This is a genomic window from Ruegeria sp. BF8, assembly GCF_056538625.1.
Map to the genome: position 1 here is coordinate 370,196 of NZ_JBQFTL010000004.1, position 13,438 is coordinate 383,633.

The following is a 13,438-nucleotide window of genomic DNA, read 5'->3' on the forward strand; positions in this document are numbered from 1 at the left end:
CGCCGCCCGTCTGATCATCTGCGGTTTAGTTGCCGCCAAAGAGATCCTTCAACAGACTGTCGACGGCCTTGGCAAAGCCACCCTGCTGCCTGCGGCGTGGCTGGGATTGCTGAGTCGTCTGGACCGGAGCGGCCGGAGCCAGCATCGGCAGAGGGGTCGGAGTCATGCCTTCGGTGACCCGCACCATGGTTTCCTTCCAAATCTCGGCTGGCAGCCCACCGCCGGTCACGCCCGACAACGGCGTGTTGTCGTCATAGCCCATCCAGACACCGGCCACATAGTCCGCGGTAAAGCCGATGAACCAAGCATCCCGGGCGGCCTGGGTCGTGCCTGTTTTGCCTGCAACCTGCCATCCCGACAACTTGGCGCGTTGTCCGGTTCCCTCGGATACCACGCGCTCCATCATCCAGGTCAGTTGCTTGGCAGCTTCGTCTCGGATTACTCGCTCGCCGATTCCGGTTGTCGTCACCATCATCGGGGCATCATCGCCCAGCAGTTTCAACTCGGTCAGGCCGTAAGGTTCCACGGACGAGCCACCATTCAGGATACCGGCATAGGCGCCGGTCATTTCGATCAGTGTGCTTTCCGAGGCGCCCAGCGCCAGGGCTGGGCCCGCCGCCAGATCGCTTTCGATGCCAAACCCGCTGGCAACGGTGCGCACATTTTCCAGCCCAGCAACCTCGGCCACCTTGACGGCCGGGATGTTCAACGAGTTCTTCAGCGCATCAGCGAGGGTCACGCGACCGTAGAACTTGTTGGTGTAATTCTTTGGGCACCACTGGCCGGACCCCGGGATGTCGATGCAATATGGCTCGTCCACTACCGTGGCCAGCGGCGAATAGCCCAGTTCCAGCGCGGTGGCATAAACAAAGGGTTTGAACGAGGACCCGGTCTGGCGCAGCGCCTGCGTCGCGCGGTTGAACGCACCCGACACCTTGGTCTTGCGTCCACCCACCATGGCCCGGACCGCACCATCGGCCGACATCACCACGATCGCGGCCTGCGCTTTTGAGCCTTCACTGACCTTTTCGTCGAACACCTGTTTCAGCGCCGCTTCGGCCGCCTGCTGGATCCGCTGGTCCAGCGTGGTCTTGATCACCACGTCCTCGGTGGTGTTGCGGGTAAAGAATTCGGGGCCGCTGGCCATGACCCAGTCGGCAAAATAGCCCCCGGCGCGGGCGGCGGCGGCCTCGGACAGCTCGGCCGGGTTGTTGCGCGCCACGGTTGCCTGTGACGTGGTCAGGTAACCCTGATCCTCCATCAGGCTGATGACCACCTTGGCCCGGTCCTGCGAGCGTTGCAGGTTGTTGGTGGGCGCATAACGCGTGGGCGCCACCAGCAGCCCCGCCAGCATCGCCGCCTCGGCCGGGTCCACCTCGGCCGCGGACTTGCCGAAATAGCGCTGGCTGGCCGCCTCGAACCCGCGGGCCCCGGCCCCCAGAAACGCCCGGTTCAGATAGATGGTCAGGATCTCTTCCTTGGAGTATTTGACCTCCATCGCCATCGCGTAGATCGCTTCTTTGGCCTTGCGCCACAGCGAGCCCTGACGGCAGTCGGCTTCATACGCCGCTTCCGATTCCCACTCGGTCGGATCGTACGGGACGCCCAGACACAGCAGCTTGGCCGTCTGCTGGGTGATGGTCGAACCGCCATGCCCCGACAGTGGGCCACGCCCCTCGGACAGGTTGATTTTCACCGCACTGGCAATACCGCGCGGACTTACGCCGAAGTGACGGTAAAAGCGCTTGTCCTCGGTCGCGACAACCGCATTCTTCAGATGCGGCGACACGGTGTCGGTGGTGATAACGCCGCCGAACTGATCCCCGCGCCAGGCAAAGACCTTGCCGTCCCGGTCCAGCAGCGTGACCGACCCGCGCGCGCGCCCGTCCAGCAGGGCATCGACCTCGGGCAGGGTGGAGTACACAACCCCAACGGCAAGCGCCAGCAGCAGAGCGGCTATCGCACCCACCCGCCAGGTCAGCCCCCAGATCAGGCGCCCTATCCAGCGGAACAGCCGGCGAAAGAAGCCGCCCTGCCCGCCTCCCGAACGTTTGCGCCGGGCCTTGCGGCTGGTCTTTCGGGTCGTGGTCTTGCGCGCCGTCGCCTTCTTGCCCGCCGGTTTCGCCGACCGCTTGGCGGACGAGGTCTTGCGGCCTCCGGACGGATACCGTTTGTCCGCCACCAGCGGTTTTCGACGCTTGGACTCAGTCATGCTCAAACTCTGCCCGTTTTTACTTTTGTGGCACCATACCGCGCTGTCGCGCCCATGTAGAGGTGTGAAATAGCGCGAATTCCCCTCTCACACTTGCGCATTTTTTAATCACTTTGCCGTTTTTGTGCAAAAAATGTGCAACATTGCCCCTCTTCCCCAGCGTCTTTTTGCCGAAATCGTTCCTTGCGCGGCCATGTCGGGCTCTTTTTCTGCAGGTGCAAAGCCGGACCCACCGGAACAGAAGAGGGGAAAGACGTGAAACTGATCATTGCGACAATCAAGCCGTTCAAGCTCGAGGAGGTGCGCGAGGCACTGACCGAGGCGGGCGTGCGCGGCATGATGGTGACCGAGATCAAGGGCTTCGGCTCGCAATCCGGTCACACCGAAATCTATCGGGGCGCCGAATACGCGGTGAACTTCGTGCCCAAGATCAAGCTGGAAATCGTGGTGCCCGCCGCGATGACTGACCAGATCGTCGAGACCATCACCAAAACCGCCAAGACCGGCAAGATCGGCGACGGCAAGATTTTCGTCCTCGATGTCGAGCAGGCCCTGCGCGTGCGGACCGGGGAACTCAACGAGGAGGCGCTGTAAGGCGCCGCGACCGACAATCATTCGAGGACTGAACATGAACCTGATGAAATCACTCATCCCTGCCGCCGCGATCGTCGCGCTGCCGCAGATGGGCCTGGCGCAGGAGGCCGCCGCATCCGGCGAAACCGCGCAGCATACGCAATACATCCTGACTTCGCTGCTGTTCCTGATGGGCGGCTTCCTGGTGTTCTGGATGGCCGCGGGTTTTGCAATGCTCGAGGCCGGTCTGGTGCGTTCCAAGAACGTGGCCATGCAGTTGGTCAAGAACATCGGCCTGTTTTCCTTTGCCGCCATCATGTACTGGCTGGTCGGCTTCAACCTGATGTATCCGGGCGACGGCTGGACCATAACCGGCATTCTGGGCGCCTTCTCGCCCACCTCGCTGGAACCGGTCGGCCTTGATGGTGTCGAAACCGATCTTTCCTATGCGTCGGTCGGTTCGGACTTCTTCTTCCAGTTGATGTTCTGCGCCACCACGGCCTCGATCGTGTCGGGCACCATGGCCGAGCGGGTCAAGCTGTGGCCCTTCTTCATCTTCGTGATCGTCCTGACCGGTGTCATCTACCCGATCGAAGCCTCGTGGCAGTGGGGCGGCGGCTGGCTGTCCGAAATGGGCTTCAGCGATTTCGCGGGCTCGACCCTGGTGCATGCCGCAGGTGGCTTTGCCGCGCTGGCCGGAGCCATCGTGCTGGGCCCCCGGATCGGCAAGTACAGCAAGGACGGCAAGGTCGTTCCGATCCCCGGCTCGAACCTGGCGCTTGCCACCCTGGGTACGTTCATCCTGTGGCTGGGCTGGTTCGGCTTCAATGGCGGCTCGCAGTTGGCCATGGGCACGATCGGCGACATGGCTGACATCAGCCGCATCTTCGCCAACACCAACATGGCCGCTGCCGCCGGCGCAGTAGCTGCCCTGATTTTGACCCAGGTGATGTACGGCAAGGTCGACCTGACCATGGTGCTGAACGGTGCGCTGGCCGGGCTGGTCTCGATCACCGCCGAACCGCTGGCACCCTCGCTATTCCAGGCACTGATCATCGGCGGCATCGGTGGCGTGATCGTGGTCTACACCGTGCCGCTGCTGGACAAGATGAAGATCGACGACGTGGTCGGCGCCATCCCGGTTCACCTGATCGCGGGCTTCTGGGGCACCTTCATCGTGGCCTGGACCAACGGCGACGCGTCCTTCGTGACCCAGATCATCGGCTTTGCGGCCATCGGGATCTTCGTCTTCGTGGTCAGCTACATCCTGTTCTCGATCCTCAAGGCCACTGTCGGCCTGCGGGTTGGCGAGGAAGAAGAGATCAACGGCCTCGACATGGGCGAGCTGGGCATGGAAGCCTATCCCGAGTTCTCGAAGGGCTAAGCCGTCTACAAACCAAACAAAAAAACCCGGGCATTCGTGCCCGGGTTTCTTTTTTTGAAATGCCTGAGCTCAGACGCCAACGTCGATGATGGCCTTGGCCAGGATCGGCACGGTGGCCTCGTTCAACCCGGCGATGTTCATGCGGCTGTCGCCGACCATGTAGATGCCGTGCTCGACCCGCAGCTTCTCGACCAGCTCGGGCGCGGCGCCCAAGCGCGAGAACATGCCGCGGTGCTGGGCCAGGAAGCCGAACCGGTCCGATCCGCTCAGTCGCTGCAGCTCGTCCGCCAGTTGGCCGCGCAAGCCGAGCATCGACAGGCGCACCTCTTCCAGTTCGGCCATCCAGTCGGCGCGCAGACCCTCATCCATCAGGATCGCGGTCACCACGCGCGCACCGTGATCCGGCGGGAACGAGTAGTTCTGGCGGTTCAGAAACGCCAGCGTGCCCTGGTTCAACGCGGTCTGGCCCGCATCGGCACTGACGGCCATCAGCAGGCCGGTCCGCTCACGGTAGACTCCGAAATTCTTCGAACAGGACGCCGCGATCAGGCATTCCTTGACCGACGCAGCGACAAGCCGGGTCGCCTGCGCATCCTCGGTCAGACCGTCGCCAAAGCCCTGATAGGCGATGTCAATCATCGCCACTAGACCACGGTCGTTGATCAGGTTCACCACCTCTTGCCACTGGACCATGTTCAGGTTGGCGCCGGTCGGGTTGTGGCAGCAGCCGTGCAGCAGCACGACGTCGCCCGCCTTGGCAGTCTTGAGGTCCTCGATCATGCCGTCGAAATCGACGCCACGGGTTTCCTCGTCGAAATAGCGGTAGGCGACGGTTTCGATGCCCAGGTAGTTCAGGATCGAGATGTGGTTCGGCCAGGTCGGGTTCGACACGAACACCCGGGCCGAGGGGTTGGCCATGCGGATCAACTCGAACGCTTGCCGGCAGGCACCGGTGCCGCCCGGGGTGGCCACGGCGGCGATGTTGGCGCGCGGCACGCTGGTGCCGAGGATCAGGCTGATCATCGCATCGGCATAGACCGGATCACCGGCCAGCCCGGTATAGGCCTTTGAGTCCTGCTCTTCCCAGATCCGCTGCTCGGCGGCCTTGACCGCCCGCATCACTGGGGTCACCCCATTGGCGTCTTTGTAGACGCCGACACCCAGATCAATCTTCTGCTCGCGCGGGTCCTCGCGATACATCTGCATCAGGGCCAGGATCTTGTCGGCTGGCTGCGGCTTGAGGTTTTCAAACATCAGGAGTCTCCGGTTGCGACGGGCAGGGTCGGGAAGGCGCCCCATTCGGCCCAGCTGCCGTCATAAAGCGAATGGTCTTTCTTGCCCATGCGCTCGAGCGCAAGGCTGAGGATCGCGGCGGTCACGCCTGACCCGCAGGTGGTGATGGCGGGTTTCGACAGATCGACGCCTGCGGCTTCGAACACCGCGCGGCAGTCCTCGGGCGATTTCATGGTGCCATCGGCATTCAGCAATTGTCCGAAGGGCACGTTGCGCGAACCGGGGATGTGCCCCGCCCGCAGCCCCTCGCGCGGTTCGGGCTGCGATCCGGCAAAACGGTCGGCGGCGCGGGCATCGATGATTTCGTGATCGGCCAGCTTGGCGGCGGCTGAGACCTGGGTCACGTCGCGGACCAGGTGGTTCTGCACTCGCACGGTCATGTGGCGATCGCGGATGACGGGGGGCAGGTCCTCGATCTCGCGCCCCTCGGCAACCCATTTGGGCAGGCCGCCGTCCAGAACGGCGATGTTCTCCTGCCCCATCAGGCGGAATAGCCACCAGACCCGCGCCGCCGAGAACAGGCCCGCGCCGTCATAGACCACGACCTGATGGCCGTCGCCCACGCCCATGGCCCGCAGGCGCGACATGAATTTCTCGACCGGAGGCGCCATGTGCGGCAGGTCCGAACGGTGGTCCGAGATCTCGTCGATGTCGAAGAACCGCGCGCCGGGAATATGTCCGGCCTCGTATTCGGCGCGGGCGTCGCGCCCCTGCTGCGGCAGATACCACGAGGCGTCGAGGATCCTCAGATCCGGGTCCTTGAGGTGGGCGGCAAGCCACTCCGTGGAAACCAGGGTTTTTGGATCGTCCAGCATCAAAGCCTCCCCTTTACGCGCAGGGATTTCCCTATACGCGCAAAGGTGCTGGTTCAAGGCTGGATCGGGTCCCTGCGGCCCTATCGCGCCCGTCGCAGGCGGAAATGCTGGATGATGCCGATCAAGCTGATGGCGATCCAGAAACTTTCGATCAGCATCGAGGCCAGGTTGAAGTTCTGCAGCAGCGAATAGACGATCAGAACCGACCCCACCAGGTTGACCACCGGAAAGGCCAGATCGTCGGAATTCATCATCCGCATCTGGGTGGCGAAATAAGCCGCGACCACGATCAGCGCCCCGAAGGACCCGATGCCATCGGCCAACGTCAGGGCGTTCAGGAAGTCCGTCATCGGGTCATCTCCTTCTGCCGTATCAACCGGCCGCGGCGGTGGCGGGCCGATGTCCGTAGTGATGCATGTTCAGAAACGCCGCGCCCTCGGGCCCGGCGCGATAGCCATGCGGCAGGTCGGCCGGAAAGCGCAACCCCTGGCCCGCGCTCAGCGGCACCCATTCGCCGTTCCGCAGCACCTCGAGCGCGCCGCTCAGCACAAAGACTTCCTCGGTTACGCCGGCGGCATGGGCGGGGGATTCGTGGCATTGGTTGCGGTCCAGTTCGACGTGAAAGGTCTCGGCCCCCAGAACCGGGTCGAAAGGAAAGACGATCTTGACCTTCAGACTGCCCGGAAAGGTCACGGTGCGGAACCGGGCCTCATCCGCCGGATCGCGCAGGGCGCTGGTGCCGATCAGCGCGCTCAGCGGCATCTGGAACCCCTTGGCGATCTTCCACAGCGTCGCGATGGTGGGGCTTGATTCGCCGCGCTCGATCTGGCCCAGCATGGCCTTGCTGACTCCGGTCAACTCGGCCGCTTTGGCCAGGCTCAGCCCCGATGCCGCACGGACGTCTCTGAGTTTCAGGGTGATGTCATCCGATTCCATGGCCACGTCCCGCGATTTACCTTGTGCGTTATAACGCACATGTGCTACGTGCGCTATAACGCACGCACCCCCGGTTTTGCAACCGGGCAAAAGGGAAACAGCATCATGCCAATGTACCGATCCAGAACTTCGACCCATGGCCGCAACATGGCCGGTGCCCGCGGCCTGTGGCGCGCCACCGGGATGGGCGACGACGATTTCGGCAAGCCGATCATCGCCATCGTCAACTCGTTCACGCAATTCGTGCCGGGGCACGTCCACCTCAAGGATCTGGGTCAGATGGTCGCCCGCGAGGTCGAGGCCGCCGGCGGCGTGGCCAAAGAGTTCAACACCATCGCCGTCGATGACGGCATCGCCATGGGCCATGACGGGATGCTGTATTCGCTGCCCTCGCGCGAGATCATCGCCGACAGCGTCGAATACATGGTCAACGCACACTGTGCCGATGCGATGGTCTGCATCTCGAACTGCGACAAGATCACCCCGGGCATGCTGATGGCAGCGATGCGCCTGAACATCCCGGCCATCTTCGTCTCGGGCGGGCCGATGGAGGCCGGCAAGATCGACATCGCCGATCTGGATGTGAAGAAGATCGACCTAGTCGATGCCATGGTCGCCGCCGCCGATGACAAATACACCGACGAGCAGGTCAAACATATCGAAGAAAACGCCTGCCCCACCTGCGGATCGTGCTCGGGCATGTTCACCGCGAACTCGATGAACTGCCTGGCCGAGGCGCTGGGTCTGGCGCTGCCGGGCAATGGCTCGACGCTAGCCACCCATGCCGACCGCAAGGAGCTGTTCCTGGAGGCCGGCCGCCGCATCGTCGAAATCACCAAGCGCCACTATGAGCTGAACGAAAAAGGCTTCCTCCCGCGCGAGATCGCGACCTTCGAGGCCTTCGAAAACGCCATGAGCCTGGACATCGCCATGGGCGGCTCGACCAACACGGTGCTGCACCTGCTGGCCATCGCGCATGAGGGCGGGGTGGATTTCACCATGTCCGACATGGATCGGCTGAGCCGCAAGGTGCCCTGCCTGTGCAAGGTCGCGCCCAACACCGAAAACGTCCACATGGAGGATGTGCATCGCGCGGGTGGCATCTTCTCGATCCTGGGTGAGTTGAGCCGCGCCGGTCTGCTGCATGACGACTGCTGCACGGTGCATTCGGCCACCATGGCCGAGGCCATCGCCAACTGGGACATCACGGTGACCAACAACCCCAAAGCGCAAGAGCTGTTCAAGGCCGCCCCCGGTGGCGTGCGCACGACCCAGGCGTTCAGCCAGTCGAACCGCTACAAGGAACTGGACACCGACCGGGCAAACGGCGTGATCCGATCCAAGGACCATGCGTTCAGTCAGGATGGCGGTCTGGCCGTTCTGTTCGGCAACATCGCGCGCGACGGCTGCATCGTGAAGACCGCAGGTGTGGATGAGAACATCCTGAAATTCACCGGCACCGCCTATGTCTGCGAAAGTCAGGACCAGGCGGTGAACGACATCCTGACTGGCAAGGTCAAGGAAGGCGACGTGGTCGTGATCCGGTATGAAGGCCCACGCGGCGGGCCTGGTATGCAAGAGATGCTGTACCCGACCTCGTACCTGAAATCCAAAGGTCTGGGCAAAGCCTGCGCGCTGCTGACCGACGGTCGCTTCTCGGGCGGCACTTCGGGTCTGTCGATCGGGCACGTCTCGCCCGAGGCGGCCGAAGGCGGTGAGATCGGTCTGGTGCAGAACGGGGACACGATCGAAATCGACATCCCAAACCGCTCGATCCACCTGGCCGTGTCCGACGAAGAGCTGGCAGCCCGCCGGGAAGTCCAGGACGAAAAAGGCTGGGTTCCCGCTGCACCGCGCAAGCGCAAGGTGTCCACAGCACTGAAGGCCTATGCCAAGCTGGCCACCAGCGCTGCAAAAGGCGCGGTGCGTCAGGTCTGAACGCTGACGGCCCGCGTCATGCGGGCCGGTCCGTTGCCTGAAACCGAAGTGCTCCCGCGCCTGACAGGACCCATCGGCTGCGCCGCTGCCTCCTTCAGTCTTGGGCCGGGCGCCGCGCTGTGCGCGGCGCCCGGCCCAACCAGAGGAGATGTCTCGCCAGAGACCTCGACGATGGGCGGGAGCGCCCCTGCCTGTGGGATCAATCACCCAGCTTGGCGTGAATCTCATCCAGGTCGATTTCACCTGTCGGCATCTTGTTGGCCGGGTTCTCGAAATCGTATTTGAACAGTTCGAAATCCTGTTTGTAGATCTCATAGACCAGGTGCATCGACAGGTCGTCGAAATAGTCCTCGACCGGGTGCGCACGTTTGGGGCCGTGGCCCTCGGATTCGTTGAAGCGCGGAATTTCGGACAGGGTCACGGGATGCGGGGTTTCCAGCGCGTCCAGCACGCCTTGCATCCCGTCGTTGAATTTCTCGGTCCAGAAAACCCGGTCATAGCGTCCGCCATTCACGATGAAGGTCGACACATGCCCCGACATGGCCGACCAGTGAATGTCCGGGTCCATTGGCCGCCGCCAACGGATCGTGTCGCGGGCAAACAGAAGAAACCGGCGGAAACTGGCAATCTGGTCGAATTCGCCCTTGCCGTCCTCGCCCCCGACCTCGATCCCGTAATTGTAGATCAGCGTCGGCACCAGATTGCCCCGGTACCGTTTCCCGTTGCGCTGAATGCCGCAGATCTTGTCGAAGAACGAACTGAGGATCCGCGTGTAGGGGTTGCGCACACAGGTGAAGGCGAACGACTTGTGCCCGCGCACATTGGCCGAGATCACATCCTGGCTGTGGTCAAACGCCCATTTGTGCATCCCGTCTTTGGCGTCGTGGATATCGCCGTCAAAGAACCGACCGTGATCGGAGTAATACATGATCTGCCCGATGGTCGAGCAGGCGCATTTGGGCACGACGCGATAGACCATGCTTTCGCTTTCGGTCATCCATGTACCGGGAAATCCCATCTGCCATGCCTCCTTAGCCGGCCGAGTCTCAAGGTGATGCGCCAGCTTTTGACGCCAGAGAAGCAAAAATATTCTGTTTATTCAATCGCTCATCCTCAGTATCACGGTTGGAACCGGGCAGTAACGGACTTCATGCAACGCCAATGGCCAAGATCGCCTACATTCTGCTGTGTCACAAAGACCCTGACGCGATTATCGCACAGGCCGAACGGCTGACGGCCGCAGGGGACTGCATGGCCATCCATTTCGACGCCAGCGCATCCGCAGGAGACTTTGACCGGATCCAGACGGCCCTGAAAAGCAATCCCAATGTGACCTTCGCGGCCAGGCGGATCAAATGTGGCTGGGGGGAATGGTCGCTGGTGCAGGCAACACTGAACGCGGTGCAAGCTGCGGTCGAGGCCTTCCCGCGAGCGACCCATTTCTACATGCTGTCGGGCGACTGCATGGCGATAAAGACCGCGGAATATGCGCATCGGTTTCTGGATGAAACCGACAAGGATTTCATCGAAAGCCACGACTTTTTCGAAAGCGACTGGATCAAGACCGGCATGAAGGAAGACCGGCTGATCTATCGCCACTATTTCAACGAACGCACGCAGAGCAAACTGTTCTATGCCGCCTACGAGGCCCAGAAACGTCTCGGCCTGACCCGCGAGATCCCGGAGGATCTCCAGATCATGATCGGCAGCCAGTGGTGGTGCCTTCGCCGCCGGACAATCGAGATGATCCTGGATTTCCTGCGCCAGCGCCGGGACGTGGTCCGTTTTTTCTCGACCACCTGGATTCCGGACGAGACGTTCTTTCAGACCCTCGTGCGCCACCTGATCCCGAAAATCGAAATCGAAAACCGTACGCTGACTTTCCTGATGTTCTCGGACTACGGGATGCCGGTGACGTTTTACAACGATCACTACGACCTGCTGCTGACCCAAGATTACCTGTTCGCCCGCAAGATCAGCCCCGAGGCGCAGTTGCTGAAGCAGAAATTGGGTGCGCTCTATGCCAGCGAAGGGGTCGCGTTCCAGATCTCGAACGAGGGTCGGAATCTGCACGGATTTCTGACCGGCCGTGGCCGCGTGGGACGCCGGTATGCACCCCGCTTCTGGGAAACCGCCAACACGCTGGGCGCCGATCGCGATCTGTACATGGTCGTCTGCAAGAAGTGGCATGTGGCCAAGCGGCTGATCGACCAGATCGCCTCTGAGACCAACCTGCCCTGCATCGAGTACCTGTTCAACGAGGAAACCGCCCCGCTGCCCGATCTTGGGGGCTTGGAGACCACGCTGGTCAAACGATCCCGGCATCGCAGGGCGGTCACCCGGATGCTGTACGATCACTTCGGCGCCGACCGGCTGCTGATCTGCCTCGATCCCGCCAGTCTGGATATCGTACAGGATTTTTGCTCGGACAAGGCGCGCACGCATGTTCTTGAAATCGAGTGCACCTATTCGGACGCGTATCTTGTCGGCCACGCCCACAGGGTCGGGTTGGCCGGAGAAAACAGCCCAGCCGCAACTGTCGAACGCCTGTTACCGACGATCCGCAGCGATCTGGCCTATGAATACGAACAGCTGCGCGGTGCCGAGATCGAGAGGTTCTTCCGATTGCGTGAAACCGCTGACCCGGCCGAGAACGTGGCCGCGATCGCGGGGTTCCTTGGAGTTTCGGAGGAAACCGCCCAGTCGATCATGCAGCTTGATTACCTGTTCACGGACTGAACGCATGTGTTGGCCCGGCCGCGCTAGGCCGCTGGGCCGGGTTTTCAGATGTCGAACTTCACGCCTTGCGCCAATGGCAACTCGGCCGAGTAGTTCACGGTGTTCGTCTGGCGCCGCATATAGCCCTTCCAGGCATCCGAGCCGCTTTCGCGTCCGCCACCGGTTTCCTTCTCACCGCCGAACGCGCCACCGATCTCGGCGCCCGAGGGGCCGATATTCACGTTGGCGATGCCGCAATCGGACCCGGCGGGCGACAGGAACTGTTCCGCCTCGCGCATGTTCAGCGTGAACACGCAAGACGACAGGCCCTGCGGCACGTCGTTCTGCATCTCAAGCGCCTCGTCGAAACCGTCATAGCCCATCACATAGAGGATCGGCGCAAAGGTTTCGGTCTTTACGATCTCGGTCTGGCCCGGCATTTCGACGATCGCGGGCTGCATGTAGACACCGCCCTCGGGCACGCCGTCCATCACGCGCTTGCCGCCAAAGACGGTGCCGCCCTCGGCCTCTGCCGCCTTCAGTGCGGCCTCCATCGCCTGACCCGAGGCCGCATCCACCAGCGGCCCGACCAGCGTGCCGTCAGCCAGCGGGTCACCGATGGGCAGGCCGGCATAGGCCTTTTTCAGCCGCGCAACCAGATCGGCGCGGATCGAGTTGTGCACGATCAGCCGCCGCAGCGTGGTGCAGCGCTGACCCGCGGTGCCCACGGCCGAAAACACGATGGCCCGCACCGCCATTTCCAGATCAGCCGAGGGGCCCACGATCATGGCGTTGTTGCCGCCCAGTTCCAGGATGCATTTGCCGAACCGCTGAGCCACGATCGGTGCGACCGCGCGGCCCATCCGGGTCGAGCCGGTAGCCGAAATGATCGGCACCGCCTCGCTGGCCACAAGCGTCTTGCCCAGATCGGCACCGCCGATCAGCAGTTGCAGCAGCCCGTCGGGCGCATCGCCGAACCGGGCCACGGCCTTTTCAAAGATCTTCTGACAGGCCATCGCGGTCAGGGGCGTTTTCTCGGACAGTTTCCAGATCACCGGGTCGCCGCAGACCAGCGCCAGCGCCGCGTTCCACGACCAGACCGCAACCGGGAAGTTGAAGGCCGAGATCACGCCGACCGGACCGGCCGGGTGCCAGGTCTCCATCATCCGGTGGCCGGGGCGTTCCGAGGCGATGGTCAGGCCATACAGCTGGCGCGACAGGCCCACGGCAAAATCGCAGATGTCGATCATCTCCTGCACTTCGCCCAGACCTTCCGAGGTGATCTTGCCGGCCTCCCAGCTGACCAGCGCGCCCAGGTCTTCCTTGGCAGCGCGCAATTCCTCGCCCAGCAGGCGGATCAGCTCGCCCCGGCGCGGGGCGGGCACGGTGCGCCAGGCCTTGAAGGCCGCCGTGGCGCGGGCAAAGACCGCATCCATGTCGGCAACGGGCGTTTCATGCACCCGCGCCAGCACGCGCCCGTCGATGGGCGAGCGGACCTCCAGCGACCCGCCGGTCAGCTCGGCCGCCGTCAGGCCCAGTTTTTCCAGTATGTGTTCTGCAGTCATGACA

The 13,438-nt window shown here is 62.8% G+C and carries 11 protein-coding genes; 4 read left to right on the forward strand and 7 right to left on the reverse strand.

Going from position 1 to position 13,438, the window contains the following annotated elements:
- Positions 1-25: 25 nt before the first annotated feature.
- Positions 26-2,212 carry a transglycosylase domain-containing protein gene (locus tag ACR0LD_RS15520; protein WP_480637811.1) on the reverse strand — a complete coding sequence of 729 codons (2,187 nt, stop codon included), beginning with the start codon at positions 2,210-2,212 and terminating at the stop codon, positions 26-28.
- Positions 2,213-2,467: 255 nt separating this feature from the next.
- Between ACR0LD_RS15520 and ACR0LD_RS15525 the strand changes: the two genes are divergently transcribed.
- Positions 2,468-2,806 (forward strand): P-II family nitrogen regulator, encoded by a 339-nt coding sequence (locus ACR0LD_RS15525; protein ID WP_093963790.1) that lies wholly within the window; start codon positions 2,468-2,470, stop codon positions 2,804-2,806.
- A 34-nt stretch (positions 2,807-2,840) separates the two neighbouring features.
- A complete protein-coding gene (locus tag ACR0LD_RS15530; protein ID WP_170359834.1) occupies positions 2,841-4,169 on the forward strand; it encodes an ammonium transporter in 1,329 nt (442 codons plus the stop codon).
- 69 nt (positions 4,170-4,238) lie between these two features.
- Here ACR0LD_RS15530 and ACR0LD_RS15535 read toward each other — a convergent pair whose 3' ends face one another.
- From ACR0LD_RS15535 to ACR0LD_RS15550, 4 genes are all read right to left on the reverse strand, one after another.
- Entirely contained in the window at positions 4,239-5,423 is a 1,185-nt protein-coding gene (locus ACR0LD_RS15535; protein WP_480637814.1) for an amino acid aminotransferase, read from the reverse strand.
- Positions 5,423-6,277 carry a 3-mercaptopyruvate sulfurtransferase gene (sseA, locus tag ACR0LD_RS15540; RefSeq protein WP_170365657.1) on the reverse strand — a complete coding sequence of 285 codons (855 nt, stop codon included), beginning with the start codon at positions 6,275-6,277 and terminating at the stop codon, positions 5,423-5,425. The genes ACR0LD_RS15535 and sseA overlap by 1 nt, the downstream gene beginning before the upstream one ends.
- Positions 6,278-6,357: 80 nt before the next feature.
- The gene (locus tag ACR0LD_RS15545; protein WP_170510287.1) at positions 6,358-6,627 is read right to left on the reverse strand and encodes a CBU_0592 family membrane protein; all 270 of its coding nucleotides are present in this window, start codon (positions 6,625-6,627) and stop codon (positions 6,358-6,360) included.
- 22 nt (positions 6,628-6,649) lie between these two features.
- Positions 6,650-7,213, reverse strand: coding sequence for a helix-turn-helix domain-containing protein (locus ACR0LD_RS15550; protein WP_480633911.1), 564 nt, complete (start codon positions 7,211-7,213; stop codon positions 6,650-6,652).
- A gap of 105 nt (positions 7,214-7,318) precedes the next feature.
- Between ACR0LD_RS15550 and ilvD the strand changes: the two genes are divergently transcribed.
- Positions 7,319-9,151 (forward strand): dihydroxy-acid dehydratase, encoded by a 1,833-nt coding sequence (ilvD, locus tag ACR0LD_RS15555; protein ID WP_170372521.1) that lies wholly within the window; start codon positions 7,319-7,321, stop codon positions 9,149-9,151.
- Positions 9,152-9,350: 199 nt separating this feature from the next.
- Here the strand turns inward: ilvD and ACR0LD_RS15560 are convergent, their stop codons facing one another.
- Positions 9,351-10,169, reverse strand: a complete 819-nt coding sequence (locus ACR0LD_RS15560) for a sulfotransferase family protein (RefSeq protein ID WP_170359822.1) — start codon at positions 10,167-10,169, stop codon at positions 9,351-9,353.
- A 143-nt stretch (positions 10,170-10,312) separates the two neighbouring features.
- Here ACR0LD_RS15560 and ACR0LD_RS15565 point away from each other — a divergent pair, with 143 nt between their 5' ends.
- Positions 10,313-11,890: a DUF5928 domain-containing protein gene (locus ACR0LD_RS15565; RefSeq protein ID WP_170359820.1), complete on the forward strand. Its 1,578-nt coding sequence runs from the start codon at positions 10,313-10,315 to the stop codon at positions 11,888-11,890.
- Positions 11,891-11,934: 44 nt separating this feature from the next.
- Here the strand turns inward: ACR0LD_RS15565 and amaB are convergent, their stop codons facing one another.
- Positions 11,935-13,434 carry an L-piperidine-6-carboxylate dehydrogenase gene (gene amaB / locus ACR0LD_RS15570; protein ID WP_480637858.1) on the reverse strand — a complete coding sequence of 500 codons (1,500 nt, stop codon included), beginning with the start codon at positions 13,432-13,434 and terminating at the stop codon, positions 11,935-11,937.
- Between the last annotated feature and the right edge of the window lie 4 nt (positions 13,435-13,438).

Coding starts and splice junctions, on each gene's coding strand:
- ilvD (WP_170372521.1), top strand. CDS start 7,319: ATGCCAATGTACCGATCCAGAACTTCGACCCATGGCCGCAACATGGCC.
- sseA (WP_170365657.1), bottom strand. CDS start 6,277: ATGCTGGACGATCCAAAAACCCTGGTTTCCACGGAGTGGCTTGCCGCC.
- ACR0LD_RS15550 (WP_480633911.1), bottom strand. CDS start 7,213: ATGGAATCGGATGACATCACCCTGAAACTCAGAGACGTCCGTGCGGCA.
- ACR0LD_RS15545 (WP_170510287.1), bottom strand. CDS start 6,627: ATGACGGACTTCCTGAACGCCCTGACGTTGGCCGATGGCATCGGGTCC.
- ACR0LD_RS15565 (WP_170359820.1), top strand. CDS start 10,313: ATGGCCAAGATCGCCTACATTCTGCTGTGTCACAAAGACCCTGACGCG.
- ACR0LD_RS15520 (WP_480637811.1), bottom strand. CDS start 2,212: ATGACTGAGTCCAAGCGTCGAAAACCGCTGGTGGCGGACAAACGGTAT.
- ACR0LD_RS15530 (WP_170359834.1), top strand. CDS start 2,841: ATGAACCTGATGAAATCACTCATCCCTGCCGCCGCGATCGTCGCGCTG.
- ACR0LD_RS15560 (WP_170359822.1), bottom strand. CDS start 10,169: ATGGGATTTCCCGGTACATGGATGACCGAAAGCGAAAGCATGGTCTAT.
- amaB (WP_480637858.1), bottom strand. CDS start 13,434: ATGACTGCAGAACACATACTGGAAAAACTGGGCCTGACGGCGGCCGAG.
- ACR0LD_RS15535 (WP_480637814.1), bottom strand. CDS start 5,423: ATGTTTGAAAACCTCAAGCCGCAGCCAGCCGACAAGATCCTGGCCCTG.